The following is a 26673-nucleotide window of genomic DNA, read 5'->3' on the forward strand; positions in this document are numbered from 1 at the left end:
ATGGGAGACCGAGGCTCATACAGCAATCGTCGTCCAAACCGCTCCGGATCCCGGATCAGCGCTTCGCTTGTCCGGGATGACACCCACGGGAGCAGTAAGGCACTCAGTCGACCGGTATGGCACCACCAAGAGAAGGGAGAGAGGGCGAGAGACCAGCGGTAAAGCAAGGTGGTGCGAAATCAGAAGGCAGGGAGGCTGGGAGGTTGGGAGGTTGGGAGGTAACTATAAGAGCGCAACAGAAGAGTGAAATGGACAGTCCGCTCACCCTTCACCTTTCAAACCAGATTTTGCTCTTGGGGAAGAGACAAAAGACCAGCAGGTTCATTAACACACCAAGCACAAGATCGGAGATTGCGGACGGACTATTCAAAAGTATTTGCCAAGCCAGTGGGCTCAGACCGTTAGGACGAACTGCTGAAATCGAAAAGGAGGATGGGAGGATGGGAGGATGGGAGGATGGGAGGCAACTATAAGAGCGCAACAGAAGAGTGAAATGGACAGTCCACTCACCCCTCAGCTTTCAAGCCAGATTTTGCTCTTGGGAAAGAGGCAAAAGACCAACAGGTTCATTAACACTCCAAGCACAAGACCGGAGATGTCTCCGGGGCTGCTCAAAAAACTTTGCCAGACCAGTGTTGTCAGACCGCCAGCTGTAGCGCCCGCGAGAAAAGGAAGCGTCCCTTTGCGCAGACCATAGATTGCGTTTACCAATGGCACCAATATGATCGGTGCCCAATAGTTGTAGGCGTATATTAAAATATCCAGAATGCTTTCTATGGAAATTGCAAATAGAATAGAGAGTACCCCTACAACCAGTGTCGCTATTTTTGCCAGAAACAGAAGCGTCTCCTCTTGTAGAGGCTTGGAGCGCAGAGGAAGGAGGATATCCTTTACAAACGTGATGCTGGCTGAATTCAGGTAGGAATCTGCCGTGGACATGATAATTGCGATAACCCCTGAGAAGACAAAGCCTTTCAGAACAGGGGGAAGCACCGTCATGATCACATAGGGCATGGCTTTATTGGGGTCGAGGTCGGGCGCCAAAGCAAGCGCAACCAAACCTATTGCACCCGTTACCGCGAAAAAGGCAAATGAAAACAGGCCGGCGTAGAGCGTTCCACGGGCTGCGGCAGTGGCCGTTTTACCGGCGAGAAGGCGCTGCATATAAGGGGGAACCAGTGTCTCGCCAAACATGAAGACCAAAACCAGCGCGACAAGCCCCAGCCAATCAAAAGCGGGACCGGGCAGCGTCCACCTGTCGGGGGGAACCGCGTTATAAAGCGCTTCCACACCGCCGATTTGATAGATACCAAAGATCAGGGCCAACGGCATGCCGATTGCCAGAATGATAAACTGGGCAACATCCGTATAAATGACGGCCCGCATTCCCCCCAATGTGGTATAGACGATGACAATGCTGCAACCGACAGCAATGCCCAAAAGGCGGTCCATTCCGAAAAATACATTGAAGACCACACCGATGGCCCCGACTTGCGCGCCAATAATTCCGCAACACAGCATCAACCCACTTATGCCGGTAATAAGGCGTGCTACCTTTCCATAGGTGGTGGACATAATATCGCCCACGGAAACAGCATTAGGGAATTTAGACATTTTGGGCGCAATGAATGTTGCGACCAGCAATTCTTTGCAGCTGAACCCCCAAAGCGCCACAATATTGGCAACGCCATAGACAAAGACTTTTTCGGCATTTCCGGTAGAATAACCTCCCCCGATAAAAGAGGCGGACATGGTGGCGAAGATAACCAGTGCCCCGAACTCACGCCCTGCAGTGGCATAGTCCGCCAGTCCTTTGTGAATACGCCCGCCCCACAGCCCAAGAACCAAAATACTAAGCAAGTACCCAGCAACGATAATCATATCGACCATGAAATGGCGCTTCTCCGGTTCATCTGCTGTTTCTCAACCCTCCCTTTTTCATAGCATGGAGACATTACTGTGAAGTAAGGCAGCATCGCTTGCAGACCGGAACAGGCACATGAGAGCACATCGCGTTCATTAGCATTCACGCTTTGCTCTCTAATTGATTTATTGAGAGCGAATTCTTGTTGTTTGACTGACCCCAATCGAACGGAACGCGCGTCAGAACTCTATGGAGAATTCTGCACCAAAAACCAAGGCATCGGGAATGTCCTCCCTCCCGCTTGGGTTGGAGATGTATTGAAGGTCAAGGGAGGCATAAAACCATGGTGTTACCTGAAATCGATGCATGGCTTCCCAAACAAGCTCGAAGTCCTGATCTATGAGGTCAGTGCTGAAGTTTGCCAGATATGCGGCAACTGCCGTGATATCATCATCTCTTCCTGGAAACAGTCCTTTATAGGATGCGCCGCCATAAGCTGAAAACGGGACAGTGTTTATGGTGTTGTCCAAACCAACTATAAACGTGGACCACAATGACAGGCCCTGACCTTGCTGTTCTTCGAAAACCGTTTGTTCCAATGTGATATAAAAACCACCGTTTCCTTCCTTGTGGCGATTGAGATTTGTCACATATTCATAGTCACTGGTGTCATAATAGCCTCCCAGCACATAACGACCCGGTAGACCAGTGATGTAACCGTCTGAACTTCGAAGAAGGGCAACCTCTGAAAGAATAAGTACGCCGTCTTCCGGATTAAAGCGAAAATCCAACCCGTAATTATCAGGATCCTGCACCTGAGGATCAGCATTATAAGCCCCCACGCGCCAGTACCAATCTGGTGTGGGCTCGACGCTTACTCTAACACCCCACTGGCTCAAAGGTACCGCTGTGAATGAGGGGATATTCGTCCAAAGACCGGTTGGATTGATATGGACAGCACGGCTAACGTAAAGAGTGTAGTATTGCGAGGTTGCGAAGTCGTTGCCGGTTGTCAATTGACCCAGCGCCACATTCACCGCTTCATTGAACAGGTTTTGCTCGAAATAAACGTCCGCCAATCGCCATCCGTCATCGCTTAAAATCTCTGCGACCGCAAACAGGTTCCCAATGTCTTCCTGTGACAGGTTGCGGCCCTCACTCCATTTACTGCTCACACCAAAAGATAGGCCATTGAAACCGGCCAGACGCTCCAGATCCACATAGATCCCACCCGTCAGTCCCGCCGCATTGGCTGCGCTTTGCTTCATCCCACCAACAGGATTACCAAGGGGGTCTGTTGTCAGATTGAGATTGAAAGTGAAGCCTTTTTCTCTCAGTTCACTGCGATATCCCCCCCAATCCCCGGTTCCGTAGTCTTGCGCGTACAAAGGCGCCTTGCCACTATCTTCAACAGCAATGCTGGGCTCTGGGAAAAATAAGGCACTAAATATGAAGAAGGTCGCAGGCTGGAGAAAGCCAAGCGGAATGTCGCTTTTGTATAAGGCGCGGTGGTGCTGACGAAAAGAGTAGCCTAAAAGCGGCATTTTAAGTCACCTTGGATATCCCTTCATAGCAATAGGTGCATACCCTTCAATAGCGCCATACTCCTTTGAGGTTTAGCTACGCTATTTAAGGGAAGTAAAATTCGCTTGACCAAGACGGATATTCTAGAAGTCGATTGATATTTCCCCGCCGACAACCACCGCATCAGGAATATCTGTCCGCCCCCCCGGATTGGAGACGTATTGCAGATCCAGTGCCGCATAGAACCACGGTGTTATTTGAAATCTATGCAGCGCTTCCCAGACAAGTTCGAAATCCTGATCGACGAGATCTGTGCTAAAGTCCGCCAAATAAGCCGCCACGGCTGTGATATCATAGTCACGCCCCGGAAACAGGCCTTCGTAAGACGCCCCGGCATATGCAGAAAACGGGACGGCGTTTATTCCATTATCCAAGCCGACAGCCAAAGACGACCAGAGTGTTAACCCCTGATCCGGCTGCTCTTCGTAGACTGTTTGCTCCAGCAATAAATAAAAACCCCCGTTTCCGGCTTTTTCACGCTCGCTCTCGGCAACATACTCATAGTCACTGGTGTCATAGTAGCCCCCCAGAGCATAGCGCCCGGGCAAACCGGTGATGTAACCTTCCGAACTGCGAAGGAGGGCAAACTCTGAAAGAATAAGCACACCGTCTTCAGGGTTAAAGCGAAAGTCCAGCCCATGTTTACTGGGTGCCTGCACGTCCGGATCTGCGTTGTATACACCTATTTGAAAGTACCAGTCTGGCGTTGGCTGGATTTTTGTGCGGACACCCCACTGGCTATGGGGTGTGGTGGTGAAAGAGGGAACGTTGATTAAAAGACCGGTCGGGTTAAAGTGAACGGCTCCACTTACATAAAGGTCGAAATAGGGAGAGGCGATAAAATCAACACCGGATGTTAGCTGTCCGACTGCGATATTGATTGCATCATCGAACAGCGATTGTTCAAAATACAAATCTGCCAACCGCAGCACATCGTCACCGAAAATTTCAGCCACGGCAAAAACGTTTCCAATATCTTCTTCCGAGAGATTTCTGCCCTGCCCCCATTTACTGGTCATGACAAATTTAAGACCGTTAAGGTCCGCCAAACGCTCCAGATCCAAGTGTAGACCACCACTCAACCCGGCCGCATAGGCAGCACTTTGATTCATGCCGCCAATGGGGTTGGTAAGAGGGTCGGTTGTATAGTTGAGTGTTAAAGTAACACCTTTGTTTTCCAGTTCGGTGCGGTCCCCCCCCCAATCGCCCGTTCCATACTTCTGTTCTTGTACGGAAGCCTCATTCTTCTCTGCATCTGCGGCCAAGCTGGAGACCTTAAAGACCGGCAGAATAAAAAGAGTAAAAAGAACAATATGGGGAATATGTTTTGAAAAAGAGCTTACATTGCCCATCGCCTGTCTTTTCTGGCTGGAGAAAAAGCATTGAAGCCGCATTAACAATCACCCCGTCACTTATTGCGCAACAATACCCCCACACTCTCTTACTGTTTAGCTCTAGGATTTTAAGGGAATATTTTTTCACCCCTTGACTGACAGAGTTCAGATTTACCCCCTATTTAGATAGATCCGCTAAAGTCCGTCACATTCATTTGCCGTTACGCCCCGCACCTAGCCCAAGGGCACATTCGCAAGCCCTCCCGAGTAGGTACGGTCCAGAACCTTTTTCAGGATTTGCAGAGCAACCGCGTAGGAACGAGAATTTTCAATAGTTCCCAGGCTCAGCCGCAAGCCTGCTTTGGGCTCCCGGCTATACAGTTGAAAATGGTGGGAAGCGAGCACACTAACGGAATGTGCTGCCAGCTCGGCCTCTATGGACGCGGGATTGAGATGCTCGGGCAAGGGTAGCCATGCCAGAACCTTATCCGCTCCCCCTTGTAAAGAATAGCCCTTGAGGGCCTCCTGCAAAAGAGAGTAACGCCTTGCAAGCTCTTGCCGCTTCGATGCGATAACGTCCTGTGCCACCCCTTCATTCACCCAGTTGGCAACCAGTTGCGTGGTAATGGGCGAGGCCATCCATGTGCTCTCACCTATGATATTGCGAAGATCTGGCAAGAGGTGTGGCGGAGCATGCATAAAAGCTGCGCGCACACTAGGACACAAAATTTTTGAGGGTGTTGCAATGCTAACTGTCTGGTCAGGCAACAGGGAAACGAAGGAGGGTCCGATACCGCTCAAAAAAGGAGTGTAGGGATCGTCTTCGATTACAATCAATCCGACACGGGCACAAACTGCGGCAAGTGCCTCGCGCTCTGCTACACTCATGGTGTGGCTCGTCGGGTTTTGATGGTTCGGGATCAGAAAAACACCCTGCACTTTACCCAACCTACACGCTTCTTCCAGCAAGTCCGCCCGCATGGCTCCAATTCCGCCACCCTCTGCTCTTCCCGCCTCAATGGGGAGAAGTTTCAAGCCAAGGCGAGAAGCAGAAGACAACAGACTGGGGTAGGTCAGAGCATCAACAGCAATGACATCACCACGATTAAAGCACCCTTGCAGAGCGACGTTAATTGCATGCTGTGCCCCACAGGTAATCACAATGGAGTCGGCACACGTTTCAACATTAAACAATTGAAACAACTTTGCGCCCGCTTGCCGGTGCGCATAGAGCCCTTCTGGCGGCACATAATTCGACAGAGCAGATAAGTCTTCGTAATCCGCCAGTTGCAGCAGGGCCTCCTTCAAATCTGGATTCAAAAACGGAAAAGCGAAGTTTCGCGCCATATCCATACCTTCCCCGCGTTCAGACGGGGGAGACAAAGGAGAACCCTTACTTCTTTCCTGTGGGGATACAAAAGTACCGCGCCCTGTTTCCCCTTTCACCAAGTTGCGCCGCTCGGCCTCTGCGTAGGCGCGTGTGACCGTGCCAAGAGTAACGCCAATATCATAGGCAAGATCCCTTTGCGGCGGCAGCTTGTCGCCATTTCGCAAGGTTCCCTCTGCAATTGCCATTTCAATTTCATTGGCAATTGCCAGATATTTAGGCCCGCTTTGGCCTGTGAGGTTTGGTCGCCATATTGTCATGGTAACAATAAATAGATTGAAATAGATACAATCGCAACATTAGAAAGAAAAATATAAATACAATTTCTATATCGAGGATTACAAAGTGGAACAATCCGTGGTGACAGCCTTTGCCCTTTTTGTGGCAACAATGACCGGAACACCCGGGCCGGGGAACCTGACATTCATGGCGCTCGGCTCTGCAACCGGCTACACCAAAACCTTCCCTGTTATTCTTGCCTGCATGGCGGGCAACATAATTGTGAGCATGTGTGTGGCCTTTGGCCTAGGGCAGGTTATGGCGGAGGGCGGCTTGATTGTCTCCATCTTCAAGGGCCTCAGCATCGCTTACATGAGCTACCTTGCCTATAAAATCGCTTCTATGAGCGTGCAGCCCAAGGGACAAGCCACACAGCCAAGCTATTTGTCCGGCTTCATGATCCATCCGCTGAGCCCGAAAACATGGGCGATGAATCTTGTCGCGTTCTCCACCTTCTTTGCGGGCAATGGCCTGTCTGTTATGGAAAATGCCGCCTATCTGACACTGGGTTTTATTCTCGGCGGGTTTATTTCCCATAGTCTTTGGGCTTTGGCGGGCGTTTCCATTCTCAAGGTTTTGGGGGATGGCATTGCCCTGCGTGCAACAACCGTTTTCCTTGCTGTAACGATGCTTGCAGCAACTGTCTGGTCTCTATTGCTGGATACAGGGGCAGCATGAACCCCTCCATTCCTAAAACAAGACAATAAAACCCAGCTATTTATTAAGAGCGAATATTCCTCTACTACAAGTATTAGTTGCTGAAATCAGGAAGGGGAACGCAATGATTAGACTATCAGTCCTGTTATTTCTGTGTGGAGTGAGCTTTGCTGCTGCCTGCCCAGAGAAACTACCGGAAAGTGGGATTACTCTGACGAGGCAAAACCCACTTTTCGCCGCCACATACAAGCCAACACCAAAAGGCTTGGCCGAACAGCGGATCATGATGCGAGAGGGCAAGCAGGAAGTAACATCTACTTTATACCCCCACCCCCTTATTACAGAGGAGATAACCAACTCCTATGGAACGCTCTCCTTTAAGTATGCGAAAGAAAGTTCAAGCCTTAATTCATTAAACAAAACCGGACACTGGCAATCGGATCTTGTTATGTATGCAGGAGACAAGGAAATCGGTCGGGGCAACACGAAGTTGCGCTTTATGGATCAAGGCAAACTTTATATTGGGACTTGCGCATACGGCGTATGGCGCGTTGAAGAGCAAATGGAAATAAAGGGAAGCAATTCAACTTTATTCGATAAATTTTACTCGCCTAAACTTGGTTTAGTACTCAGGGCGACCAAGCTAACAACAGATCGCAAAGCCATTAGCAGTGTTATTTTCGACAAGATAGAGATTGCAAAGTCAGAGCAGAACTAACTTGGTGGGCATGAAAATGCCTGCCTTACCCTTTTGCCTGAAACAGGGAGCTATAAGATGCGGCAGCTTAGGTCTCGCAAACGACGAGAGTTGTTTTCGTATCGATTTAACGGGAAAATCCGAGCCCCACACCAAGCCCAATGAAGAGTATTGAGGATATGAGTGGCAAAATGCCACCGCTTTCCATTGTTGGCGCTTTGGCTTTCACTCCAATGACAATCACGGCGTAAGCCATGTGAACCATTAAGACAATAGCGGCCAGTGTCAAATACATAACGCTGAACTGAAGGGGCAGGCTCTCGTTTGGAACCACAAACTGCGGCAGGAAAGCCGAGAGAAAGATAACCGTTTTGGGGTTGCTTGCAGAAACCGCGAATGCTTGAACAAACCGCCGAGACCAAGGGGGAGTTGCCTGCATCCTCTCCTGCCCCTGAAGGTTTTTTTGGCCCACCCCTCGCTTGCTCCAAAGATCACGAAGACCTTTAGCGCCCAAATAGCAAAGATAGATAGCGCCCGCATACTTCATCACTTGATAGGCCAAAGTATCTGCGGTGAGCAAAGCGCCAACTCCCAGCGCAACAAAAATCACAATGAGAAGCTGGCAAAACAAATTGCCCAAAATAGTTATCACGGCCCCGCGAAGACCGTAGGCTGAGGCATGTGTCAAAACCAGAAAGACATTCGGCCCCGGTGAGAATGTCAGAACCAAATAGGCACCTGCAAAAATTGCCCAGCTAGAAAATTCCATAGCACCTGCTTCCAAACTCACCCTTCATCACAAAATGTTGACAGCAAATACGGATGGGCCGCAAGCGCAAACAATATGCATGCATTGCACAAAACAAAGGCATTTGGTGATACCCGGACTAAAACCACCTACTCTGATGACACTTTTTTAAGGCTAGTCGCAAAGTTTTCCCCTAGGTGCACAGCCCAGGACAACCGGAGGGTGCTCAAAATATGCCAAGGCATCAACACACTAGAACTACTTTAGAATTACTATAAAAATCAGCAAGTTGTCGCAGGCAGCTTTAAGAGTTGACTTCCATCGTCCGAGCTCAGATTATGCGGCAAACTTGAGTAATTTAGTGAACAAAGATTCAGCTGCTCTGACACCTCTTGGATACGGGTCCCATGGAACTGACAATGACTTGCATTCGCAAAATATCCGCATCACTTTTGACCGCGGGTTTTATGCTCTCCGCAGCTTCTGCAACCGCCTCAGAAGAAGTAAACATCTACTCTTACCGACAGCCCGAGCTGATTAAGCCGCTACTGGATGCGTTCTCGGAAAAAACCGGTATCAAGGCCAATATTGTCTTTGCCAAGAAGGGTCTTGCTGAACGTATCAAAGCCGAAGGCCGGCACTCCCCAGCTGACGTGCTTCTTTCTGTTGATGTGGGCCGTTTGCAAGGTGCCAAGGAACTTGGCGTTTCTGCACCGCTTGAAAATGATGCTATCAATGCAAACATCCCTGCAAACTTGCGGGACCCCGAAGGCCACTGGTTTGGCCTGACAACGCGCGCACGCGTTATTTACGCCTCGAAAGATCGGGTAAAACAGGACGCCATTACCTATGAAGAGCTGGCGGACCCGAAGTGGAAGGGACGCTTGTGCACACGCTCCGGCCAGCATGTTTACACCATCGGCCTGATTGCCTCCATGATTGCCAACAATGGTAAGGAAGAAACGCAAAAATGGCTGGAAAGTGTGCGTGACAACCTCGCCCGCAAACCAACAGGAAATGACCGCGCACAAGTCAAATCCGTCTTTGCCGGAGAATGCGATATTTCATTGGGCAACACCTATTATATGGGAAAAATGCAGACCAATGAGACTGACCCCGAGCAGAAAGAATGGGCAGAATCCGTACGCATTTTATTTCCCAATACACTCGATCGCGGCTCACACGTAAATGTCTCGGGAATGATTTTGGCCAAAAACGCCCCGCATAAGGACAATGCAATCAAACTGATGGAATTCCTTGCCTCAAAGGAAGCACAGGAGATTTATGCGGCCAAGAACTTTGAGTATCCGGTTCTCACCGATGCCGAGCCATCGGATCGTGTAGCATCTTGGGGCTCATTCAAACCGGATTCCATTTCCATTCTTGAAATTGCAAAGAACCGTAGAACTGCCAGCGAGCTTGTAGACATTACCGGTTTTGACAATGGACCATCCAGCTAAATGGCAACACTAGATTACCCAACAGCAAGCCTTAGGGGGCAGTTTTTTAAGCATATAAGTGCTTCTACCGGCCCAGAACGATTTACAGCTCTTGCTCTGTTGCTTCTGGCCGGCTTGCTGTTACTGCCGGTGTTTGCGGTGTTCTATCTTGCCCTGCAACCCTCTGGTGATATCTGGAAGCACTTGATTATCAATGTGCTTCCCCAATCCACCGCAACAACCCTCTGGCTTATGCTGGGGGTTGGCCTGCTCGTGTTCATTTTGGGGATTACCTGCGCATGGCTTGTGACCATGTGCGATTTCCCCGGGCGCAAGTTCTTTGATGTGGCCCTGCTGCTTCCCTTTGCCGTACCCACATACATTATTGCCTTTTCCTATGTGGAGCTGCTGGACTACTCCGGTCCGGTTCAATCCACCATCCGTTCCTTATTCGGCTTTCAAAGCGCACGAGACTACTGGTTTCCGGAGATCCGCTCTTTAGGCGGTGCCATCTTCGTTATGGGGTTTGTGCTCTACCCCTATGTTTATCTGACCACCCGGGCCAGTTTCCTGATCCAATCTGCCTGTACGCTGGATGTCTCCCGTACACTTGGGGCCGGACCTTTGCGGCTGTTTTGGAAAGTGGCTGTGCCGCTCGCCCGCCCCGCCATTGTGGTTGGCATGACACTGGCCTTGATTGAATGCCTCAACGACATCGGTGCTGTCACCTTCTTTGGCGTCAAGACTTTGAGCTTTTCGGTCTATGACACGTGGTTAAACCGCTCCAGCCTAGCAGGTGCCGCACAAATTTCCTGTGCCATGATCTTGATCGTTCTGGCTCTCATGTACCTTGAAAATTATGGGCGCAGAAAGCAGCGGTTTCATCAATCAACGGGAACCTACCGCTCCTTGCAAACCTACCAGCTGTCTGGATGGCGTTCCGCGCTGGCGTTGCTTGCCTGTGCTTTGCCTGTGCTGCTCGGCTTTTTTATCCCCGCCTCGCTGCTGGCCCACCGCGCTTTACGGCGGCTGGATACCTTGCTGACAGCAGAGCTGTGGCAAGCGGCGGTGAATACGCTTGTGCTCTCAACCATCGCATCTCTTCTGGCCGTGGCCATCAGCCTTATTCTGGCTTATGCACTACGTACCAACAACTCCCCTATGAACAGAACAATCGGCAAGCTTACGACACTGGGCTATGCCTTGCCGGGCACAATTCTCGCCGTAGGCATCCTCTTTCCCGTTGCTTGGCTGGATAACATTATAGCCGACGGAGCAGAAAAATATCTTGGCTTTGCCACCGGCCTTATTCTTCTGGGCTCGGGCGCCGCGCTTGTGTATGCCTACGTTGTGCGCTTTCTTGCAGTGTCCTACGGACAAGTACATGGCGGCTTTGCCAAGACGTCCCCACACCTTGATATGGTTTCGCGTACACTGGGCCGCTCCTCGTTGCAAACGCTCCTGCGAATTAACCTGCCCATGCTCAAGCCCGTTTTGTTAACCGCGACCCTTCTTGCCTTCGTAGAATGCATGAAGGAATTGCCAACAACGCTGTTGCTCCGCCCCTTCAACTTTGAGACCCTCGCCACAACGGTTTTCAACGCCGCTTCCCGTGAAGCCTTTGAAGACGCCTCTTTACCTGCGCTGACAATTGTTCTGGTGGGGGTTATTCCGGTTATGCTTTTAGCGAGATCAAGCAGCGCGACATTCCGGCGAAAGTAAAATCTGGCAGGCAACCAACTCTGGCGTTGCCTGCCACACCTCCAAACCAACCCGATAGATACTGATTTTCTGCTCCCCCAACCGCACTTCGCCCCCCACCGGACGGTCACGATCTCAATATTCAAAAGCAATCGTGGCAAATATGCAGGCAGTTTAACCTTCTTTATTCAAGCTCACCGAAACGTTACAGTTCAGTTACCTACTCATTAAATATAATTAATACTCATAAAACATGGAAAATTAGCTTATAATTTTCAATAGTTTAAAACCTACTAGTTTTCTGCAACCAGCACCACCCCACAGTAAATGCAGTCCTAATACATTACACTCATGTAATTTTAATCTGGACATTTTCCTCCAAAAAAATATCTTACCCTACGTTAGGCAATGTAGAAACTGGAGACAAACAGGACATCAAGGTTCGAAGCAAAAATCAAATCTTAAACCATCCAAGAAAACCTATTTATTCCTCTACGTAATCCATAGCGTTGCAGGAATGCGAATGCAAAATTCAGCCCACATAAGCTGATGTAAGAACAAAAGGACACTTATCATGCCAAGTAGAAACCCAGGCAGAGACCCAGGCCATGACTCTGATTCCTATGGAAGAGTTACAGACTATACGAATGCTAACTCAGGGAAAAGCTACAACGGTGGCAATAGTGATGACCTGATATTGGGTAGTCAATACAACGATACATTTAGCGGCGGAAAAGGAGCCGACCGTATAGAAGGTGGAGCTGGCAATGATGTCCTTGATGGTAATCGGGGCAGCGACACGGTCAAAGGAGGTGCAGGCAACGATACCATTACTGGCGGTAAAGGAAACGACACCCTGACAGGTGGCACTGGCAGCGATACCTTCATTTTCGAACGAGACGACGATAAAGATGTGATTACGGACTTCGATCCGGGTAATGATACTATCCTCTTTGAGGGTTTTGGAAACAACCGCGATAGCTTCAACGAAATCATGAATAATGCCAGCAACCAGAATGGCAATGTCGTGATCAATATGGGTAGTGGTGACGAGCTCACACTGGAAGGTCTGAGTAAATCCGATCTCAGTTCGGACGATTTTTCCTTCGGTTAGGTTTGCCTGTATCACACGAAAAGAACTCCGCCCTGAAATACTGGCGGAGTTCTTTTCGTGTGTTGGGCCGACTGTATAGCCTTTATAAAGTCCGCCTCATCGAACTTTATAAAGGCTATACAAGTAATGCCAGCCAGAAATAAGAGGAACTTATTGGGTTCCATCTGAGCAAGAAAGCGGTTTCCTATAGGTTCCCGATAATGCAGCTTGGTATAAAACGGGCTATCTCGTTGTTGCTGCCAGTTTCAGCGCCATGCCAATAAACACAACAGAAGCAATACGATTCATGACCGTTTGAGCCATAACAGACTGGTTCAAGCGTTCGCCAATAACTCCAGCCGCCAACGCAACGCCCCCGAAAACAAGAAGCGTGGACAGAATAAACACCGCGCCCAACTGAACAAATTGCGGCAAAAGTGCCCCTCTGGCAGGGTCAATAAATTGGGGCAGGAAGGACAGGAAGAAAATACCCACTTTCGGATTTGTGATATTCATAATCACACCGCGTCGGTAAAGCGGCATAAGAGAGGCTTTTTCCGCTGCGCCGGGTGCAATTGGCTGTGGCTTCGCCCGAAAAGCACCCCAAGCCAGATACAAAAGGTATCCCACACCCAAGGCCTTCACCAATGTGAACGCCAGTTCCGAGGCTTGAAAAATAGCCGTCACACCCAAGGCAACAGCCAGCGTGTGAAAAATGAGCCCCGTACATAACCCTAGAGTAACAACAACCCCTGCTGAGCGGCCTGATACGGCAGACTGGGTCAGCACAAAAATATTATCAGGCCCCGGAGCCAATGCCAGCAAGATCGTGACGGAGAAAAAACCGGCGAGAACATCGAATGGAATCAAGAGAAGCTCCTCAGCTTAGGTGGAACCTAAAACGACTAGGGCCACCTACCACACTTTTTCTTCAAAAATAATGGCAATCTTTGCCCAAAAACTGCTCTCGTTCTTTGCCTCAACTTTTCTTATGTGCGTAGGCTCTTAAAGAGCCTTAAGGGATTCAGCCCGGACATTTTGCCGTTTCTTGGCGCATCCGTTTGTCTTGCGGCACGCCCCTTCATGTGTTCCGCCCAAACACCATTCGTCGAACAGGCCGTTTTCAAAACCCTATAGGATCTCATTTCCCTGCGGTGAAGGTGCCTCAACATTTTAATATAGGTACGCAAACTACCGTACTTTCGGTAGCTCTTGTGCCCGATCCCATCGACCAGAACATACCGATAGGTCCCGTCTTTCAATTTTTGCACGCAAATATTAATCGGCTTCAGGTCGCGGCACAGCACCCTGTCTTTTAGAAGCCTCTTTTTAAACTCCCGTAGAGCGACGCTATGCTTCTTTTGCTCGGAAACGTCATGCTCCTTTGACATTTCATGGAACAATGTCTTGGAGGGGTGCTGCGACGTTTCATCCTTAACCAGCTGGAAAACCGCCCCGCGTCCCCGAGAAGTTTCAACGGAATCATAAAATTGCGCAATTGCGTGAAAATTTAAATGACCACGCTTCTGTTCCAGAAACGAATAGTAGTCCAACTCGGCGCTTGTTCCGAATTGGCCGTGATTGAGACGTTCCCTTGGGCCTGATGTATTCTTATCGACCTTGATACACAGCTCTTTATTGTGCGGGTGATAATAAATGTCACGTATACCGCCCGAGGCGAAATGATCTTCTTCTCTTAGTTGCAGCAATTGCACCCCCTATATCCAGGGTGACCATTACCAATAGGTAACGAGGCTCGCAAGAGAAATGTAACCGGTGAACAACACGCGCAATTACCCTTGTGAAGGGCTCCATGCCTTCCAACGATTTTGACTGACTTTATAATTAAGGCAGGCGGATTTGAGCTTCCGATAGGAAGTCATCTTTTTCTTTCTAATTTTGCCCAGCATGGTGAAAAAAGTCGCCAGTCGGCTATAGCCACGGTATCTGGGATGCCCCATGCCATCAATTACAAAGTACTGATAATCGCCATTCGTCTTCTTTTGCACGCAAACATTGAGGTAGGCGAGGTCCCGGCAAAGAACTCCATCCCTTAACAGCTTTCTTCTGAAGGTTTTAAGGGCTCTAGAATGTTTCGCCTTCTCTTCCTCACTGTGATCTCGAAGCATCTCATGGTAAAGCGTCTTGGAAGGCTCCTGCGTATCTTCATCCCTGATAAGCGCAAATACCGTTCCAACTCCCATATTGGTTTGGACGGTACCGTAGTATGAGGACAGTGCCTTAAAGTCGACTTTACCACGTTTGCTATACATATAAGAGTAGAATGCAGCCTCATGATTTGTCCCGCTTTCTGCCCGCGCCAAGACACCCCTATCGACTTTTATGCACTTTAAATTATCATGGGGATGTATATAGACATCGCGCTTAGTTCCCGATGCCAGCCGATTCCCGTCCTGCAAAATTATCAAAAAAGCCCCCTAATGTCTTAGGGGGCATGGTTACCAAATCGTAACCTAAGGATCAAGATTGGGAATTTATCCGATATAATTGGAAGCGGGCACCGCTTCAGCCTAGGAAATCAGCGTTGCCTCTGTTTTCCCCTTCACTTCCTCCAGAGTTACTCCCGGAGCAAGCTGGATAACTTGCAGGCCGCCTTCAACCACATCAAAGACCCCGAGATCAGTGATGATGCGGTCAACACAGCGAACGCCGGTCAGGGGCAAGCTACATTTTTTCAAAAGTTTTGGGGCTCCTGATTTGCTTGTATGGTCCATAACAACCACCACGCGCTTGACGCCGGCAACCAGATCCATCGCGCCGCCCATTCCTTTAACAAGCTTGCCGGGGATCATCCAGTTGGCCAAATCCCCGTTCTCGGCAACTTCCATAGCCCCAAGAATAGACAGGTCAATATGTCCACCACGGATCATGGCGAAGCTGTCTGCCGAAGAAAAATAGCTGGTCCGTTTCAACTCGGTGATTGTCTGTTTACCGGCATTGATCAGGTCGGCATCAATTTCATCGGCGGTAGGAAACGGCCCCATGCCCAACATTCCGTTTTCCGATTGCAAAGTAACATTCACGCCGTCGGGGATATAGTTGGAAACCAATGTGGGGATTCCGATCCCAAGGTTCACATAGAAACCGTCTTTTAACTCCTCAGCCGCAAGGGCGGCCATTTCATCGCGGGTCCAAGCCATGACTTAAGTCCTCCCTTATCCTTCACGGATTGTGCGTTGCTCAATGCGTTTTTCAAAATTTCCCTGACTGATACGGTCAACAAAAATTCCGGGAGTATGGATCTGATCGGGATCAAGCTTTCCCGTTTCCACCAGCTCCTCAACCTCAACCAGAGTAATCTTGCCAGCTGTTGCCATCATGGGATTGAAATTGCGCGCTGTCTTACGGAATATGAGGTTCCCTTCATGGTCCCCCCTCCACGCTTTTACCAAGGAGATATCAGCGGTCAGCCCGGTTTCCATGATATGGGTTTCACCGTTGAAATCCTTGTGCTCTTTACCTTCCGCAATCAAGGTACCAACACCGGTTTTAGTGTAAAAGCCCGGTATTCCCGCACCCCCTGCCCGGATCCGTTCGGCAAGTGTTCCTTGCGGGTTAAACTCCAGCTCCAGCTCTCCGTTCAGATACTGCTTGGCAAATATTGCGTTTTCTCCCACATAGGAGGAAACCATCTTATCGATCTGCCGTGTTTGCAACATGATGCCGGAGCCAAAATCATCGACACCACAATTATTGGAAATGACTGTCAGTCCCGATACACCTGAATCGCGCAAAGCTATGATAAGATTTTCGGGAATGCCACAGAGGCCAAAGCCACCAACCATCACGGTCATGCCGTCGAAGGGAAGGCCTTCAAGAGCCGCTGCCGCTGACGGGAAAACTTTATTCATTACGATCTCCCAGTAATTTTCACAGTATGCTCTCTGTTGGCATGAGCAAAAAAGAGCGAACAACTTGGAAAAATGCCCCCCATGCGCATTTTTCTGAGTCTCCTATGTAATTTTGATAGCTTAATCCAAGGATGAAACCAAGACTATATTAAAGAAGATAAGTTCTATCTCAGCCTAAACATTTAGTAGGCTTTACTGAGCAAAGCCCTAGTTTCCCTTTCATTGGTGAGTTTCGCCGCATGCCAAGTCATATACTGCCAGCTTTCTCAACCACCAGAATTCTGGCTGCCCCCCTTGGGTGGGCCATATGCTCATCGCCTTCTTGTACATGAAAAATATCCCCCACCTTAAGGTGAAAGGTCTCTTCGCCCTCTTCAGATCTGGTATGCATATCGACCTCGCCATCCAAAACCACAAAGACCTCAGGCCCGTCATTCACATGCCAAATATAGGGTTTATCGGTCCAGTGAAGGCGCAGGCTTGCACACTCCATCTCTTCAATATCCATAGCTGCCCATGCACGATTTCCGGTAAACTCTTTCGCGATTATTTTTCGCATTGATAGCCTCCATTTGCTGTGCAATACACATACCTCCGGCTGTCGGCTGAACCAACTTGCGAACCGACGTAATTACCTGACGTTTCGAGGTTTACTGGTGGACATTAACAAGACTGACAAGCGCATCCTTGCCATACTGGAAAAGAATGCCCGCGCGAGCGCTGCCGCCATAGGACGGGAAATTGGCCTCTCCCGCACTGCAGTTCAGGACCGGATTGGCAAACTGGAGAAGTCGAAGGTCATACAAGGATACCACACAGCAACGAATGCTCATCAGGCCGACCTTATCAGAGCCGTTCTATTCATAGATATTGCAGAGCGCCCCTGCGAGCCGGCTTTGACGTGGCTTTCGTCTTTGGAAGGGGTTTCAGCGGTGTATTCCTTGGCGGGAAATCTCGATGCAATCGCGATCTGTGCTGTACCTTCTATGGACGAGCTCAGCAGACTGAATGATCGAATCGGCTCCAGCCCGCTCATCACCTCAGCCCATAGCCAGATTATTTTAAGTCGGCACGACTAAGGATTATCCAGGTGCTCTCCCTAATAAAATATCGCCATAGGCTAAACTGTAGCTCACCCCACTCTTCATAAAAAGACTTTTTAAAACAATAGACTACAAAAAATACACTAGCAAAATATAGTATTTTTCATTTTGACAAATTAACAGCATGAATTAATTAAATTTTTAACTAAGTAGAAACCATGGTATTTCAGTATTTGCTTAAGTGGTTTTAATCGACACAATAGTTTTAGACTAAAGTACAACGCGCTGAGTAATCCTATGGTAAAGTCCACAGCTCGAAAAATTCTCGTCGTCGAGGATACAAGTTTTTTCGCAAGGGTTATTATGGCTGAACTAAACAAGGCCGGATTTCACGACGTAGATGTTGCCAAAACATTTTCGCAGGCCCAGTCACTTGTAAATAAACCTGATTACAAACCTTTTCTTGCACTTGTAGATCTTACACTTCCAGATGCACCTAACGGAGAAGTTGTGGACCTGACCGTATCCGCTGGTCTACCTACAATAGTCTTTTCCGGCCGGTTTGACGAAGACATCCGCAACACCATTCTTGCCAAAGGCGTAGTGGACTACGTACTCAAAGATGCACCGGCAAGTTTGAGCTATCTTAGCGGCCTTGTAAGGCGTGTTGAACGCAATACACGAACCCGCATTCTTGTTGCGGCGGGGACAAGCGCTCATCGGCAGATATTGAAAGACAGGCTGTCCAAGACATGTTTGCAGGTGGAGACTGCGGCAACCAGTGCTCAAACCCTTGAAATATTGCAGGATGACCCCTCAATTCGTATGGTCCTTCTCGGTCAGAACTTCCCGGACCTTAACGGCTATCAGACCCTAACCAAGATCCGGAAGCTCTATGGTATGAGAGAGCTGGTTATAATCGGAATTGCGGAAGGCCCGTGCCCGGAACTCACAGCCCAGTTCCTGAAGTCCGGAGCCAATGATTTCCTGACTAAATCCAGCACTCCCGAAGAACTGGCATTGCGAGTTGCCCAGAACCTTGACAATCTTGACCATATCCAAAAACTCACTGATCTGGCCAATCGCGACCCGATGACGGGGTTGTTCAATCACCGTTACCTGCATGAAACCATTAAGAGTTTGCATAGATCTCTCCACCAGAGCGGAAAGTCACTCCGTTACGCTATGATTGACATTGACCGCTTTAAACAGGTGAATGATCGCCATGGCCATGGGGCGGGAGATCAACTGATCACCGCCATCGCCCACAGGATCAATAAGCTGATTCCCGATGGAGGGCTTGCTGTACGCATTGGCGGTGATGAGTTTTGCGTGGCTCTGCCCGAAACTACTGAGCAAGATGCCAAGAACTTCCTCAAAAAGCTGCTCGCCTCCATGCCCATCACACCACCGGAAAACCCGACGCTGTTTTCAAATGTCACAATTAGTATTGGGCTTTCTTCCGGTGAAGAAGACAATCTGGCCGCAGCCCTGCGAACTGCCGACCAATGCCTATATGAAGCAAAAGAGAGTGGCCGAAACCGAATTGTTGCAGCCAATCAGGCCGCTCCTAAACACAACGGCCACCATCGACTTCTAGAGCCACACCTGTAATAAACGCCGCTTCATCCGAGGCTAGCCAAAGGGCGGCGCTTGCTATGTCTGAGGGCTGCGAAAGACGGCCCAAGGGAATTCCTGCAGTGAATTCCGCACGTTTTTCCTGCGTATCTTCCCCTAGAAAGAGTGGAAGCATCGGCGTTTCACCGACAACGGGACAGAGCGCATTTACCCTTATATTTTTAGGCCCCAGCTCCGCCGCCATAGATTTTGTGGCTGTGATGGCAAACCCTTTGGAAGCATTATACCATGTGAGCCCCGGCCTTGGACGCAGGCCAGCCGTTGATGCAGTGTTTAAAATAACCCCGCCACCATTTTTTTCCATTTCGGGAATTGCAACCAAAGCCGCCAGATACAGAGCCTTTGCATTCACTGCCATGATCTGGTCAAAAGTTTCTTCTTCAACTTCAAGCAAGCTGCCGTTGCGATGGGAAAAGCCCGCATTGTTGACAAGGATGTCCAGCTTCCCGCTGTGTGCCAGTGCCATGGCGACCATTTCTATTACCTGCTGTTTTTGCGTAACATCCGCCTGAATTGCCCGGGCCCGCGGACCAATACTCTTTGCGGTTTGCTCTGCTGCCGGACCGTTACGGTCAGCAATAATCACTAGGGCCCCTTCGCTGGCAAACCTTTGAGCAATGGCTTTTCCGAATCCGGATGCCGCACCGGTAACAATAGCTGTTTTCCCTTCCAAACGCATGACGTTCCCCCTTTAACGAACTCATCCATGATTAATTACGACCGTTTTAATCGAGGAGAACTCTTTGAGGGCCTCGAACCCCTTCTCCCTGCCATGACCGGACTTTTTAACCCCGCCAAACGGAAGTTCCACGCCTCCCCCCGCGCCATAAGCATTCACGAAGACCTGCCCACACTCAACGGCCCGAACCACCCGCATTGACCGAGCCAGATCCCGCGTCCAGACACCTGCCACCAGCCCGAACGCCGTTGCATTGGCAATCTCAATGGCCTCCTGCTCATCTTTAAACGGGATCATGGCAAGGACGGGACCGAACACCTCTTCCTGTGCCAATGGGTGGTGAGCGGGAACGGGGCCATAAAGGCGAGCGGTTCTATAATATCCTTCCGGAGGGATATCCGGCACCAGAGTTCCTTCAGCTAAAAGCGGCACCCCGTCTTTCTCGGCTTGAGCACAGTAAGCGGCAACACGGCGCGCCTGCGAGGCATTGATCAGCGGGCCGAAGTCCAAGTCCTGTTCATGTGGGCCTGCAACAACGGCCCTGAACTTTGTACGCAGGCGATTACAAGCCTCGTCCCAGAGATTTTCTTGAACAAGAACGCGGCTCCCAGCTGAGCACGTTTGCCCCCCGTTTTGCGTAAGAGCCTTGCTTATGGCAGGTACTGCTGCGTCTAGATCGGCATCCTCAAACAGAATCTGCGGGGACTTTCCTCCCAGTTCCAAGGTGCAACCAATGTGGTTGCGGGCAGCGGCAGATTGAATGAAGGTCCCAACCTCGGGAGAGCCGGTAAACGTGAGAAAGTTGACATCCAGATTATGAGCCAAAGCTGCCCCCGCTTCATCCCCATATCCAGTAACCACATTAAAGACGCCTGCGGGAAAACCCAGCTCGCTCATTATCTCCCCCAGACGAATAACCGAGAGGCAGGCATCTTCAGAGGGTTTAACGACAAGCGTATTCCCCATTGCCAAGGCGGCTCCGGCAATCCGCGAGATAATCTGCAACGGATAGTTCCACGGGATAACAGCTGCAATAACTCCATGAGGCTGGCGCAGGGTGAAGGCACTAAAACCTTCACTCAAGGTCGGTAGGGTTTCTCCGGAAATCTTATCGGCTGCACCACCATAAAATTCAAAATAGCGGATAGCGGCTTTCACATCAGCGCGTGCTTGAGACAGGGGCTTGCCCGTGTCCAGCGCCTCAAGTTCGACAAACTCCTCTTCCCTTTCTGCCAACATACGGGATACATGGGAGAGTAGGCGTCCCCTTTGCGGGGCAGAAAGCCTCGGCCATGCCCCTTGTTTGAAGGCATGTTTTGCCGCAGCTACCGCGCGCCCAACATCAGAGGCACTGCAGCGAGGAATTCTTGCAAAAACCTCCCCATTGGATGGGCTGCGCATACACAAGGTTTCCCCAGAGGTTGCGGATGTTCTTTGCCCACCAATCAATGCCGGATAGTCTTTTATTCGAGTGCACACCTCTTCCACTGACCTCTCCCCCGTCAGTTCCTCCCAGTCGCAAATGAAATGCTACCTCATGGAAAAGGGGCGCGCAACGCCGCGAATAACTACTGAGATTACATCTACAAAATAGGCATGGTAGCCCTCATCCAGACAGATCACTCTCGGCAGCCTGAAGCCGCCGTAACCAGTCTCTTTCATAATAATCCAAGGGCTTATTGGAAAGGTGCTTTGAAAGCAGCTCTAAAGCAACGGGCGATCCAGTTTCAGCTGCCAGCACAAGCTCTTTAAAAGCCTGCTTTCTTTCAGGTAAGCTTATCTCCTCTTCCATCAAGGCAATATAAGCCAGACGGGCCTGAGAATCTGAACTATACTCTTTATTAATGCCATCCCAGAGTTTAACAGTTGCAAGCCTTTGTTCTACCAGTTCTCCGTGGAAGTAAAGATCCGCCAAAAGAAATTGCGCGCTCCGGTAGCCAGCATTTGCAAGTATGTTCAGGTGCATAATCGCCTCTTCCAATACTTCTTCATCACTCTCCGCTTTTTCCACTAGAAGCATGGCCAGCGTAAACTGAAAAGCGTTTTTGTCCCTAGTGTAGAGATTGTCTACTCCTACTCTTAGCAGGTCTTCTTTTTGAACGCCTAATCCTGAATCCCAAACGGAGTGGAACTCCAACAAAGCCAAGAAGGCACCCTCCCAAGCCATTGTTTTAGGTAGGTAGCCTAAGTCTATTCTCCCGTCATCGGGCGCTCTGCTTTTCAAGGACTCCGCTGCTACAAGGGGATTCTTCTCAAAAGCTTCCTGTAAGTGACGTATTCCATCTAGATAACGACCAGTCGCATCTGTTTTCTGCCCTGCATGTCCATCCAGTTGAGTTATTCCAAATAGCACCTGCCCGCGAACATCTCCCTGTTCTGCAGCTTTCATATATAGGTCTACTTGGCTAACTGGCCTCGAACCGGGTACCTTTGTCTTCCCCACTGCCAGAGCCGCTTCTACATCTCCATTAAGCCCTGCCAACTCGTAGAACTCATAGGCTTTATTTTTCTCGCTTTCGCTTCCTTCCTTATAAAACTCAAAGAGCCTTAAGGCTGAAAAAACACTGCCAGCCTTTGCCGCCTTTTCATAGTACTTCAACGCCAGCTTTTCATCATTAAATCCGTTGAAACGGGGATCAAATAGATAGGCATAGTAGGTTAAAGCATCCGCATCACCACTTTCGATGGCTTGCGTCAAATAGGCTTTTATTTCTTTTAAGGTTTGGGGCGATATTCCTCGATCATGATCTACATAAAGTGATGCCAGCCGCACCTGAGCATAGACATCATCAAGTTCGGCTCCCTTACGATAATAACTTTCTGCCGTTTCCAGATTCTTCTCGGTTCCGTAACCATGTTCATATGCAAAGCCGATATACCCATAGGCCTCTGGAATCTCGTTTTTGATACTGTGATAAAGCTCCAATGCTTTTTCCCAGTTTCGTTCTCCATCCACTCCAATTTCATGGAGATATCCAATTGAGAACGTGGCATAGTCACTGCCCAGAGATTCTGCCCGGCGGTAAAGCCACAGCGCCTCTTTCAGATCCACAGGCCCACCACGTCCATTCAGATACATTGTTCCTAAACGTTCAAGCGCGTCTACATTATTAGCCAAGGCAGCTTTGCGATAGTAAAAGCGCGCGAGAGGGAGGTCCAGTTCGTAAAGCGTCCCGAACTGATAAGCACGTGCCAGATGATTAAAGGCGTAGGATATCCCATCTTCGGCAGCTGCTTCAAACAGCTCCCTTGCCTTGTCATCGTTTTGCACGCCCCCCTTTCCATTCAGGTACAGCTCCGCCAGATACGCCTTGGCTTTTCCATCATTGAATTGCTCAATACCTTTTTCATATAACTCGCGGGCTTTGACATATCGCTTGGGGTATTCCTCATGCTTTTCATAAAGTGCACCAAGTGAGGAATAGACATTGGATACCCCACGTTCAGCCGCCTCCTCATGGAGTGCAACGGCTTTATCGAAATCCTTTTGAATACCGTGCCCGTGTGCATAGAGCCACGCAAGCGTAGTCAAGGCCGGGGCGTATCCAGCATCCACTGCACTCTTTGTCCAAAAATAAGTCTGAGAATAATCTTGATTTACCCCGTGTCCGTCCAGATAGAGCAATGCAAGACGAAAGGCCGACCACGGGCTGTTGACTTCCGCCGCGATCCAATAGTTCTTTGCGGCCTTTTCCAGATCCTGTTCTACAAAATCTCCGTATTCATAAAACTCACCCAAAGCTCCTATCGCATAAGGGTTTCCATGCTCTGCCGCCTTTTTAAACCAATGGAATGCCTGTTCCCTATCCCGAGTGACCCCATCACCAAACTCGTAGGATTCAGCCAATGCAAATTGCGCATTGGGGTCTCCCCCCATGGCTGCAGCTTTAATGGCATGAATGTCATTCCAAGCTTCTATTTCATGGGCGGATGTGAGACCTCCCACAGGCCCTTTTGTATCCCACGGCCCTACGCCAGAATCCACTACTGGCCGTTGCGGGGCAGCCTGTGCGGCTGACAAAATAAACACTGATAAAATAAGAGAAAAAACAAAAGGCCTGAGCACGATAACCCCTGAAAATTAATAAAATAACATCTGTAGCCTTTCAACATTCAACTGAAAGGTAAATCCAACTTAAGTTAAATTTTTTACGATCCTAAAGCACGCTGTATTCATTTTTATTCACGCCTCATGCTCTAACTTCTTCATTTTGAGCGTATTGCGTTTGATCAACGTGATGCAATTTTCATAAATAAAGTGCTGGCGTGGTGATATTGGGAAATCCTTGAGCGCGAAGAGTGGTGGCGATTTGCCTGACGTGGGCTTCTTGCATTTTGGCTATTGTCAATGCGCTTCCGCTCACTCCATGGTGCTGATAGGCGTTGAGACGCAGGCGTGTATCATGGCCCAACTCCAGCATAAAGCACCCCAGTTGGTCCAGCTCGCACGCTTTATCGCTTCTATCTGGAATAAGCAGATACCGAATTTCATGGAGTTTTCCCGCAGCCTTTAAAATACGGGCACTTTCCAGAACCCTCTCGTTTCCTTTGCCCGTCAACTCCATATGCAGGTCTTTTGAAAACGCTTTGATATCCAGCATGACGCCATCCGTTACCGGCAAAAGCTCTTTCCAGCCTGCGGCGCCAAGGTGCCCGTTGCTGTCGATAAAACAGGTGAGATTGCGCAGCTTTTCATCTTGCTTTACTGCTGTAAACAGCGCTTTCACAAATTTCAGCTGCACGGTCGCCTCACCGCCAGAAACCGTAATACCGGTCAAAAACGGAAGGTTCTGACGGGCGGTATCTAAAACATCCTCAACACTGTAATGCAGTACCATCGGGTTGGCGCTAATGGGGCAGGCCTTAATGCAAGCATCACACTGGTCGCAATGGGTGGGATCAAAATTGATTTTTCCAGCAACCAGAGACAGCGCCTCCACATGGCATGCAGGAATACACTCTCCGCAATCATTACAAAAATCGATTGTATGCGGATTGTGGCAGGTGGGACAACGAAAGTTGCACCCTTGCAGGAACAGGACGAGCCGGTTTCCCGGTCCGTCTACACAAGAGAAGGTTAGAACCTTACTGACTATAGCTTGGGGTGAGCTCATGCCCGACGACCCTTGGCTTGCGTTCTAAAATGCCTGTGCCCGCTGCGGCTTCTGCCCCCAAAGCGGTGGTATTGACCCGCGACCCCTTGTCCTCGTTGAATTTCTTCACATCCGACAGGCGGATCATATAGCCGGTGACCCGTACCAGATCATTACTGGCAACATTTGCAGTGAACTCTCTAAAACCGGAGGCAAGTGCGCCCTTGCAAAGCTGCAGCATGGCTTCAGGATTATTTTTCACAGTCTCGTCCACCGTGAGAATTTCACTGATACCCGAGGGGTAATAGGCGTGATGAGCTGCCAGCGCTTTAATATGCGTCACCGGATCAGGCTCGGTTCCATATGGAATGCGCATACCCGGGGTACTTTGCTCGTCAATGCTGATTCCAGCTTGAGAGTGCAGCATTGCCTTGCCACGCCATACATCTTGTAAAGGACGCTTTGCGACCTGCTCCGCCAGAAACTTCGAGATTTTATACCCCAGCTCGTTGGCTTGTTCATCAAGGCCGTATTGCCCCGCACGCCCCTCAAGCTGTTGCAGCTGGTTCACCGCTTCGGCCATGGCAAACACACCAAACATGGCGGTGAAGCGATCACGCTCAATCCACCCTTCCTCGACAAGGAAACTGGAGAAGAAATTGGATTGGTTGAACAGGTAGTCAATTCGTACTTCGCTCAAGCGGAAGTTCAAGTCAATATAGCGCGGCAGGACGTTTTCAAAAAAATCAGCCTCGCTCACTGACCGCTTGGCAACCTCTTTCAGATTTATGCGGGTTAAGGTGGAGGCCCCGCCGCAAATCGGCAAGGAGTTATAACAGCTCACAATTCCATAGCCACGCTCGTCAAACTCTGATGCGTGCATGGGATGGTTGCCAATGTGAGGCTTGGAGCATTCCACAATATTGCCCGTTGCCATGGCGATAATTTCCTCAGAGCTGATCTCAGGATCATAAAAGAATGTCAGGTTGGGAGCGACCTGCTTCAGCTCAGCATCGACCTTTAATATGGCGCGACCAACCGGAGTATCCTGCGGCCCAATATTTGCGTGCATAAAGGCATCAGGCAAGGTGCGGTCGAGGTATTGCCAGAAGAGCTTGATTTTCCTGTAGAGATTTTCTTCGCTCACCCCTTGGCAAAATGGCGTGAGAAGATCATCCAGTTTGCCAATGTAGACGGGAAGCGCCGTAACACTTGGAACATGGTGGTAGGCAATCATCAAAGCATTAATTGCTTCATCCAGATCTTGTGGTGGGTCCAGCTCAAGATAGGCACTGCCGTTTCTCAAAATTACACTGTAATCGGGTAGAACATAGCGAGGCTTATAGGGGGCGTGGCCCTCATACATATCGCAGATGACCCGCTCTTCCAGTGCGCGGGCAGTCTGCTCATCAAGAGCTGGATACTCCAGCATATTCTCCGCTTCCAACGAGAGATAACGTGCTTTTTGCGCAGAAGAGAGTGTCGCATCCTCAACAATTGAACGAAGTTTTGTTTTTATATCCGCCATTACTTACTCCACCCTAGGCCTTGAAGGGGGAGGATAT

General features: G+C 49.6%; 23 protein-coding genes. 7 read left to right on the forward strand and 16 right to left on the reverse strand.

The genetic code is table 11. The annotated features are described in order from the left end of the window. Nucleotides 1-513: 513 nt before the first annotated feature. The 4 genes from P6574_RS17195 to P6574_RS17210 form a co-directional block, all read right to left on the reverse strand. Complete coding sequence (locus P6574_RS17195; RefSeq protein WP_310621469.1) at nucleotides 514-1890, reverse strand: sodium:solute symporter family protein; 1377 nt, start codon at nucleotides 1888-1890, stop codon at nucleotides 514-516. A gap of 213 nt (nucleotides 1891-2103) precedes the next feature. Continuing rightward, the gene (locus P6574_RS17200) at nucleotides 2104-3408 is read right to left on the reverse strand and encodes a carbohydrate porin (protein ID WP_310621470.1); all 1305 of its coding nucleotides are present in this window, start codon (nucleotides 3406-3408) and stop codon (nucleotides 2104-2106) included. A gap of 123 nt (nucleotides 3409-3531) precedes the next feature. Further along, nucleotides 3532-4800 (reverse strand): carbohydrate porin, encoded by a 1269-nt coding sequence (locus P6574_RS17205; RefSeq protein ID WP_310621471.1) that lies wholly within the window; start codon nucleotides 4798-4800, stop codon nucleotides 3532-3534. A gap of 216 nt (nucleotides 4801-5016) precedes the next feature. Next, nucleotides 5017-6429, reverse strand: a complete 1413-nt coding sequence (locus P6574_RS17210) for an aminotransferase-like domain-containing protein (RefSeq protein ID WP_310621472.1) — start codon at nucleotides 6427-6429, stop codon at nucleotides 5017-5019. Nucleotides 6430-6514: 85 nt separating this feature from the next. On the opposite strand from P6574_RS17210, the gene P6574_RS17215 reads away from it, so the two are divergent. Then, the gene (locus tag P6574_RS17215; RefSeq protein ID WP_310621473.1) at nucleotides 6515-7126 is read left to right on the forward strand and encodes a LysE family translocator; all 612 of its coding nucleotides are present in this window, start codon (nucleotides 6515-6517) and stop codon (nucleotides 7124-7126) included. 103 nt (nucleotides 7127-7229) lie between these two features. After that, a complete protein-coding gene (locus P6574_RS17220) occupies nucleotides 7230-7823 on the forward strand; it encodes a hypothetical protein (protein WP_310621474.1) in 594 nt (197 codons plus the stop codon). Between the two features lie 106 nt (nucleotides 7824-7929). Here the strand turns inward: P6574_RS17220 and P6574_RS17225 are convergent, their stop codons facing one another. After that, nucleotides 7930-8571: a LysE family translocator gene (locus P6574_RS17225; RefSeq protein WP_310621475.1), complete on the reverse strand. Its 642-nt coding sequence runs from the start codon at nucleotides 8569-8571 to the stop codon at nucleotides 7930-7932. Nucleotides 8572-8957: 386 nt separating this feature from the next. On the opposite strand from P6574_RS17225, the gene P6574_RS17230 reads away from it, so the two are divergent. From P6574_RS17230 to P6574_RS22160, 3 genes are all read left to right on the forward strand, one after another. Then, a complete protein-coding gene (locus P6574_RS17230; RefSeq protein WP_405048111.1) occupies nucleotides 8958-10010 on the forward strand; it encodes a Fe(3+) ABC transporter substrate-binding protein in 1053 nt (350 codons plus the stop codon). Beyond that, a complete protein-coding gene (locus P6574_RS17235) occupies nucleotides 10011-11711 on the forward strand; it encodes an ABC transporter permease (protein WP_310621476.1) in 1701 nt (566 codons plus the stop codon). Between the two features lie 553 nt (nucleotides 11712-12264). Then, nucleotides 12265-12804 carry a calcium-binding protein gene (locus P6574_RS22160; protein ID WP_405048112.1) on the forward strand — a complete coding sequence of 180 codons (540 nt, stop codon included), beginning with the start codon at nucleotides 12265-12267 and terminating at the stop codon, nucleotides 12802-12804. Nucleotides 12805-13026: 222 nt separating this feature from the next. Here the strand turns inward: P6574_RS22160 and P6574_RS17245 are convergent, their stop codons facing one another. The 6 genes from P6574_RS17245 to P6574_RS17270 form a co-directional block, all read right to left on the reverse strand. Beyond that, nucleotides 13027-13653 carry a LysE family translocator gene (locus P6574_RS17245; protein WP_310621478.1) on the reverse strand — a complete coding sequence of 209 codons (627 nt, stop codon included), beginning with the start codon at nucleotides 13651-13653 and terminating at the stop codon, nucleotides 13027-13029. 119 nt (nucleotides 13654-13772) lie between these two features. Further along, nucleotides 13773-14492 carry a YrbL family protein gene (locus tag P6574_RS17250; RefSeq protein ID WP_310621479.1) on the reverse strand — a complete coding sequence of 240 codons (720 nt, stop codon included), beginning with the start codon at nucleotides 14490-14492 and terminating at the stop codon, nucleotides 13773-13775. 84 nt (nucleotides 14493-14576) lie between these two features. Further along, the gene (locus P6574_RS17255; protein WP_310621480.1) at nucleotides 14577-15212 is read right to left on the reverse strand and encodes a YrbL family protein; all 636 of its coding nucleotides are present in this window, start codon (nucleotides 15210-15212) and stop codon (nucleotides 14577-14579) included. A 102-nt stretch (nucleotides 15213-15314) separates the two neighbouring features. Continuing rightward, nucleotides 15315-15944: a CoA transferase subunit B gene (locus P6574_RS17260; protein WP_310621481.1), complete on the reverse strand. Its 630-nt coding sequence runs from the start codon at nucleotides 15942-15944 to the stop codon at nucleotides 15315-15317. Nucleotides 15945-15959: 15 nt separating this feature from the next. After that, a complete protein-coding gene (locus P6574_RS17265; RefSeq protein WP_310621482.1) occupies nucleotides 15960-16655 on the reverse strand; it encodes a CoA transferase subunit A in 696 nt (231 codons plus the stop codon). A gap of 247 nt (nucleotides 16656-16902) precedes the next feature. Beyond that, nucleotides 16903-17214 (reverse strand): cupin domain-containing protein, encoded by a 312-nt coding sequence (locus P6574_RS17270; protein ID WP_310621483.1) that lies wholly within the window; start codon nucleotides 17212-17214, stop codon nucleotides 16903-16905. 13 nt (nucleotides 17215-17227) lie between these two features. Between P6574_RS17270 and P6574_RS17275 the strand changes: the two genes are divergently transcribed. Together P6574_RS17275 and P6574_RS17280 are read left to right on the forward strand one after the other, a co-directional pair. Then, complete coding sequence (locus P6574_RS17275) at nucleotides 17228-17734, forward strand: Lrp/AsnC family transcriptional regulator (RefSeq protein WP_310621484.1); 507 nt, start codon at nucleotides 17228-17230, stop codon at nucleotides 17732-17734. A 261-nt stretch (nucleotides 17735-17995) separates the two neighbouring features. Continuing rightward, entirely contained in the window at nucleotides 17996-19312 is a 1317-nt protein-coding gene (locus tag P6574_RS17280; RefSeq protein ID WP_310621485.1) for a diguanylate cyclase domain-containing protein, read from the forward strand. Here the strand turns inward: P6574_RS17280 and P6574_RS17285 are convergent. From P6574_RS17285 to P6574_RS17305, 5 genes are all read right to left on the reverse strand, one after another. Continuing rightward, a complete protein-coding gene (locus P6574_RS17285) occupies nucleotides 19269-20015 on the reverse strand; it encodes a glucose 1-dehydrogenase (protein ID WP_310621486.1) in 747 nt (248 codons plus the stop codon). The two genes, P6574_RS17280 and P6574_RS17285, sit on opposite strands and share 44 nt — an antisense overlap. 21 nt (nucleotides 20016-20036) lie before the next feature. Then, the gene (locus P6574_RS17290) at nucleotides 20037-21503 is read right to left on the reverse strand and encodes an aldehyde dehydrogenase family protein (RefSeq protein WP_310621487.1); all 1467 of its coding nucleotides are present in this window, start codon (nucleotides 21501-21503) and stop codon (nucleotides 20037-20039) included. 118 nt (nucleotides 21504-21621) lie between these two features. Beyond that, complete coding sequence (locus P6574_RS17295; protein WP_310621488.1) at nucleotides 21622-24081, reverse strand: tetratricopeptide repeat protein; 2460 nt, start codon at nucleotides 24079-24081, stop codon at nucleotides 21622-21624. Nucleotides 24082-24262: 181 nt separating this feature from the next. Next, nucleotides 24263-25129 (reverse strand): YjjW family glycine radical enzyme activase, encoded by an 867-nt coding sequence (locus tag P6574_RS17300; RefSeq protein WP_310621489.1) that lies wholly within the window; start codon nucleotides 25127-25129, stop codon nucleotides 24263-24265. Then, complete coding sequence (locus P6574_RS17305; RefSeq protein WP_310621490.1) at nucleotides 25101-26636, reverse strand: YjjI family glycine radical enzyme; 1536 nt, start codon at nucleotides 26634-26636, stop codon at nucleotides 25101-25103. The genes P6574_RS17300 and P6574_RS17305 overlap by 29 nt, the downstream gene beginning before the upstream one ends. Between the last annotated feature and the right edge of the window lie 37 nt (nucleotides 26637-26673).

It is taken from the genome of Pseudovibrio sp. M1P-2-3 (genome assembly GCF_031501865.1).
Lineage (GTDB): Bacteria > Pseudomonadota > Alphaproteobacteria > Rhizobiales > Stappiaceae > Pseudovibrio > Pseudovibrio corallicola.